The sequence below is a fragment of the Petrocella sp. genome (assembly GCF_059865615.1).
This window is the reverse complement of record NZ_JCBCDA010000059.1, coordinates 35752-42069: the sequence shown is the minus strand read 5'-3', so window position 1 is coordinate 42069 and position 6318 is coordinate 35752. Positions and strand designations below refer to the sequence as shown.

Annotated in this window: 4 protein-coding genes and 2 pseudogenes; all 6 read right to left on the bottom strand. The window is 35.0% G+C overall.

Annotated features, from left to right (window positions below):
• Positions 1–267: pseudogene (locus AC6F8J_RS07155) on the bottom strand (CheR family methyltransferase); the annotation flags it as partial.
• 1 nt (position 268) lies between these two features.
• On the bottom strand, positions 269–1132 hold the full coding sequence (locus tag AC6F8J_RS07150) for an EAL domain-containing protein (RefSeq protein ID WP_500722049.1): 864 nt from the start codon (positions 1130–1132) through the stop codon (positions 269–271).
• Between the two features lie 24 nt (positions 1133–1156).
• A pseudogene (locus AC6F8J_RS07145) lies at positions 1157–1489 on the bottom strand (diguanylate cyclase domain-containing protein); the annotation flags it as partial.
• Between the two features lie 47 nt (positions 1490–1536).
• The gene (locus AC6F8J_RS07140; RefSeq protein WP_500722047.1) at positions 1537–3018 is read right to left on the bottom strand and encodes an ABC transporter substrate binding protein; all 1482 of its coding nucleotides are present in this window, start codon (positions 3016–3018) and stop codon (positions 1537–1539) included.
• A 105-nt stretch (positions 3019–3123) separates the two neighbouring features.
• Positions 3124–4449: a diguanylate cyclase gene (locus AC6F8J_RS07135; protein ID WP_500722046.1), complete on the bottom strand. Its 1326-nt coding sequence runs from the start codon at positions 4447–4449 to the stop codon at positions 3124–3126.
• A 131-nt stretch (positions 4450–4580) separates the two neighbouring features.
• Positions 4581–6314 carry a methyl-accepting chemotaxis protein gene (locus AC6F8J_RS07130; protein ID WP_500722045.1) on the bottom strand — a complete coding sequence of 578 codons (1734 nt, stop codon included), beginning with the start codon at positions 6312–6314 and terminating at the stop codon, positions 4581–4583.
• Between the last annotated feature and the right edge of the window lie 4 nt (positions 6315–6318).

Sequence of the window (6318 nt, the reverse complement as noted above, 5' to 3'; positions counted from 1 at the left end):
CATCAAATAATTAAAGTGCTCCGATTCGCGCATAAAATAGGTATGGTTGGTGGTGATTTTATCAATCAGACGACTCAGTTCCTTACCTTCTTTGTCGTTTTTAAGCAATTGATAATAAGCCATAAAACTATTTAAGTTATGATCTCTGACAATGCTACCCAATCGACCAACCAACAATGTCTTTTTTTCATCTTTTAGATGTATGCCGCTGTGTTCTTTTATAAAATCCGTAATGAGTCTAAACTCATCTTCAGATATATGAATCATGTCACACCCACTTTTGCAAGAATACTTGCTCTTTAGTGTCATCTTCATTTTCTAGTATGTTCATAGGTTGTTGATGGCTTTTCATAAAAATAATAGCATCCTGAGCCGTAAGTGGTTTACTATAATAATATCCTTGAATAAAGTCACAACCATACTTTTTAATATATTCAACCTGTTCCAAAGTTTCTACACCTTCTGCTATAGTTTTTAAAGATAGACTTTTCGTTAAGGTACAAATTGTATCGATGATCAACTTTCCCTCTTTGTTCTCTAGAATATCGTCTATAAATTGTTTATCTATTTTTACGATATCTATTGGTAATTTACTAATATGAGACAAAGATGAATAACCTGTACCAAAGTCATCTAAAGCAACTGTGATGTTGTTGGCTTTTAACTCTGCCAATTTGCTGCTAATGATATCGTAAGAATAAATCATCATAGATTCAACAATCTCAAGTTGAATCATTGAAAAGTCTATATAGTTGTTATTAAGTTTTATAAGTAAGTTGGTGACAAAATCCGCTTCATAAAATTGAATGACGGAAATATTTATAGATACCTTTGTGACTCTTTGTTCATTCTTTTTAAGCATTTTAATAAAATCAATGGCCATATCTATAACTTTGTCACCTAAGGGTAATATCTGTCCACCTATTTCAGCAATAGGAATAAACACGTTCGGTGAAACCGGACCATAACAGCTGCTATTCCATCTTAATAAAGCTTCAAAGCTATTGACGTAAGAACCATCCAAGGCCATAATCGGTTGAAAAACCAGATAGAACTCATTGTTTTCTATGCCTTGTTCAATCTCGTTGATCATCTTGTATTCATTGTCTAATAAATGTTCTAAGCTTTCCATATATCGTATCGTTGAACCTTTTTGTTTTCTTTTAGCTTCATACATGGCAATGTCCGCAAATATGATAAGCTCATCGTAGTCCTTGGAATCCTCAGGATAAAGGCTGTATCCTACACTGGCTTTGACCGAAATTAATTCTTCTCCAACTTTAATGGGCAGCACAAATAGTTTTTTTAAGGAAGATACCACTTCATCCATAGTTATTACATCATTAGAATGTGTATAATCATAAATAATGACAAACTCATCGCCACCCACACGGCTTACAAAATAGGTTTCTCCTAAAGCTAAAAGTCGATTGCTGATTTGCTTAAGCACAACATCACCCATATGGTGACCAAAGTTACTATTAATATACTTAAAATTATGGTTAAAGGGTCAAAACTAAGTTTCACTAAATTCACCTACCATATGTAGATTACGTTGATACATTCATAACTACATATGGTAGGTGAAAGTTCAACTATATAGTTTTGAGGCCTTAACCAATTATCTAAATCTAAAAATGCAATTAATAGTTTATGATTATGCTTTGCATCATTTGATAAGAGTTTTTTTACATAGGATTCAAGGGCTATTCGATTATTTAAACCCGTTAATTGATCTATAACCGTTCTTAATTCCAAATCTTTTTGGTAAACTAGCATAGCTTCATTTTGTGCAATTAGCTCTTCTTCTGATGTAGCCACTTGGTCATATAATACCTGCAATTTATCATTTTGATCCATCAGATTCCTATTGGTAAAATTAATAATCCGTCTTTGATGTAGTAATATTCCAATAAGACCGATAAGGGCAAGAAACCCCAGTAATACAGACCATATTAATGGCCGATAAGATGCGTAGAAACTATGTATTTCATTTATTATGACGGTGTCGTCAGGCAAGATGATTTTATCTAATTTATACCTACGTGTCATATTTTCATCTACACCTAAATAGGATGTGCTTTCACTAGAATAGGGCATATCCTCAACTGGTATACCACCCAAAATATTAATAGCAATAGCACCCAGTTCTGCCCCCTGTAAATGAGCACTTAAAAACTCACCACCGATTACACCAGCTCCGAAATATATTTCTCCCAAGGAATACATAGGTACACTTGAGGCTTTTGAGATTTCTTGGCTAAAAACTTTCCCATCTTTTATGACACCGTCAGCAGATTCAAAGTAAGATATTAAAAAAACTGCTGTATCTTTTTCCAACACGCTTACCTCTTGAAGTATTTCTGCATAAGCTTTGTCTTCCCAAGAATTTAAGATATAACCATCCCTCACTTTTAATGCATCAAAACCAATTAGAATTTTCTCAACCAGTTGTTGACTGCTGGATGAGTGATCGTTTATAATCACCACTTTCTTAGCATCTGGCTGCAAAATACGCATGAGTTCAATCACTCTTGTATATCCACGTATTTCGTATACACCCGTAATATTTTTGGCATCACCAACTAAGTAATCTACTCTACTCTGAAGAACACCACTAAAGGCAATCGGTGTATCTTTTTGAAGTTGATCTCTAACTTCTATGGCAAATTCCAAACCAATATCATCTGTCGCCAAAATCATATCAAATTCTATGTCTGAATATTTATCTATAAAGATATCTTTTTGTTTTGACATGATATACTCTTCTGAAATTCTTTTAGAATCTAAGTTTTCTGTGTATATATTGGCTTTTGGAAAGGCTTCTAAAATTGTGTTTCTAACACCTTCATCCTGCCCATTCGTCCACTGGTAACATAAGTCGTAAGAATGAATGATCATGATATTTGGCGCAGCTTCTTGAGCACTAATCGAGTCATCCACAATTAAACCTAGTAAAAACAAGGCCCCTATAAGACATACTATATTTTTAATTTCCCTCGAAGTTGATTTTATCATTTAATCTCCTTTTTGCTGGAACCTGTTCTAATTTTCTGCTTCTATCTTCCCTTTTTCACAAAAAATAGCAACTGTTTCAACCGCTGTTATTGAAGACTTAGTGATTTAGTTTTTCTCTTTCTTTTGACTAGCTTTTTTCTTTTTGAAGAAATACATCATCTCATCTGCCTCTTTGATTTTTTTATTTATATGGCTCATATCATCTACAAAAGAAATACCATAAGAAAATTCAATTGGAAATTCAAAATGCTGCTGTAATAATAGTTCTTTTTTTATTCTTTTTATGGTTTCAATACCACTGTCATGCTCATTTTTTCTAAGAAAGAGTATAAACTCATCCCCGCCATATCTTATAATTAAATCATCACTTCGTATTGTATTTTTAAATACAGCTACAATCGTTTTTAAAACTTCATCGCCTATAGCATGCCCATATAGGTCATTAATCATCTTAAAATTATCTAAATCAATCAGGATTAAAAGCCCAGACTCAAAGGGATGCTTTTGAATAAACTCATTAAAAAATAATCTTGTATTGGCTTCCGTTAGAGTGTCTTTATCCGCTTGATTTTTATAGGTATCACGGTCAACCGCTATATCTCTAATTGTTTTTTTTGAATAGTCTACAATAAAGAAATAGACAATTAAAAATATAAACATATAACCTGCTACTATAAAATAGATACTTTGTCTCGTTAAACTATCCCGTCTTGCATATAAACTGTCTTTTGATTGATAGATGATTACCTCATGTTCATAATTAATAGGCATAGCAAAGTATATATTCATCTTATCTTCAAAAATATTTTTGTGCGTTTTTAAATAGACTCTATTTGATCTATTCTCTGCGATCAATACTTGAACATCATCTCTATTAAGTGCCAAAATAGTGTCATCTATATGAAATCCTAGTAAATCATGACCAATAACACTTTTATTTTCAATAATTGGAGATATCACTTCTAAGTAGGTTAAACTATCATCAAGGCTTATGGCATATGAAAGTTGATCCATTGATTCTACATTCATGATATTTGCTTTAATCTCATGATTATCATTAAACCCGGCAACAATTTGATGGTCTACAATTCTTAAGGCGTAATCAACATGTTCAATTGCACGTATACCGTCCAAATATTTATCTTCTGTGAAATCCTTAAGTTCATCAAAACTCACTTTTCCTTCTAAATACTCAATGATTTTATTACGAATGACCGTACGGCTTGAAAGACCTTTTGCGCCCTGTACTTTTTTTTCAACGGATACCATAAAGGCATTTGCTTTTGTTTCTGCTAATAAATTGAAATTATCTAATAAATTTATCTCTATTTCTTTTTTCATAGGAAAAAAAATACCATATAAGGTCAATACTAAAGTTACTAAAATTAGTAATATGAATACGATGCGCGTTCTTTTTATATATTTGTTCATGTAAACACCTGACCCTCAAGATTTAAAATCTAGTGCTTTTTAATTAGATCAAGAAAGGGGTTTTACCCTTTCTTGATCCTTACTCCTTAAATAAGCGACTTGATCATAACCGTTTTTCTTGCTTATGTGTTCTAGTATTTGTCAAAATCTGTATCACTTAAGGTAATCTTTTTGTTTTGCTTTGTTGCTTTTGTAGTCTCACCTTTTTTCATGTCCTCTAGCATCTTCATTACTTCCGGATTGATGTCATCATACCCTTGGCTTCTTTTGTTTTTTGCATGTTTTAGCTTAAAGGTTGCCACTTGGGTCTTAAGCATATCGGCTTGACCGGACAGTTCTTCACTGGCTGCTGCGGTTTCCTCTGCTGTTGCACTGGTGGTTTGTACCACATCGGAGATCTGCATGATGCCTTGATTGATCTGTTCTACACCCTGGGCCTGTTCGTTAGATGCTGCGGCTATTTCTCCAACCAGTTCTGCTGCTTTTGATACGCCTTCTACAATCATATTCAAGGCTTCTGCTGTTTCATTGGCCAGCTTAGTACCGCCTTCCACTTCTTTTATTGAACCCTCTATCATAGCGGTGGTTTCTTTGGCTGCATTGGCGGATCTTGCTGCTAGGTTTCTGACTTCTTCAGCGACGACGGCAAATCCTTTACCGTGTTGTCCGGCTCTTGCGGCTTCAACGGCTGCGTTGAGGGCTAGAATATTAGTTTGGAAAGCTATGTCGTCGATGACTTTGATAATCTTGGATATGTTGTTGGAGGAATCATTGATGCCTGCCATGGCTTTGACCATGCCAGCCATTTGTGCGTTCCCTTTTTCAGCATGTTTTTGTGCGGAAGCTGACAATTCTTTGGCTTTTTCTGCGTTGGCAGCATTTTGTCTGGTTTGTGCCGCAATCTCTTCTATGGATGCTGTGAGTTCTTCTACAGAGCTTGCTTGTTCTGTTGTCCCTTGAGATAAGGACATACTGGAGTCAGATACTTGTGTGGAACCGGATGCTACTTGCTCTGAGGCAGAGTTGATGTTGGTCATGACTTCGTTGACGTTGTCGGTCATTCTAAGGAAAGCTTCTGCCAATATGCCAATCTCATCCTTGGACTCAACGTGAATCTCAACATCAAGATCACCATCCGCAATACGTTTGGCTGCCACAACCATTTTATTAATTGGCTTTTTAATAATACTAGATATATAGAGTCCTAATACAATGGAAAGTAAGACGCCTACAATGGAAATTATGATGATTAATGTGGTGGCAAAAACTACAGCTTGATCTCCCGCCTCATTATCCCGTGCAGCCTCTTCGAAAATAATCTCAGACACTCTTAATAAGGCTTCTTCTGCTGGTAAAAATGCTTCTGCAGAAATTCTGTTTGCGTTTAGCAAATCATCTAGAAGACTATTTTGATTGGTTGCATTCACTCTAACCGCTGCATCATATTTTTGTGAGGCTTCAATGGATCTATCAACTGTAATGCGCCATGCATCCCATAAGGGTTCAAAGGAATTCCACGCTGACGTTTGTTCACTCGTATGTGGTAATGCTTCAAACTCAGCCCTATACTTTTCACTTCGTGCAAATGCTTCCTCAATATATCTGTAATCGACTACTCTTTGTTCTTCTTGAACTTCTGTATTCGCCAAATTTCTAAGCCCTGCCTTAACCGCAGTTTGTGATTCACGCATCATTAATATGGCATTGACACTTGGTAAATTCACATCTGCCATTTCATTTAAATAACCACTTAATGTATTGATACTGAAGAGACCAACCCCCCCTACAGTGCCTGCTATCATAGCCACTAAAATAAAGCCAATAATGAGTTTAACCCCTATTTTTAAATTTAAATACCATTTCATTTGA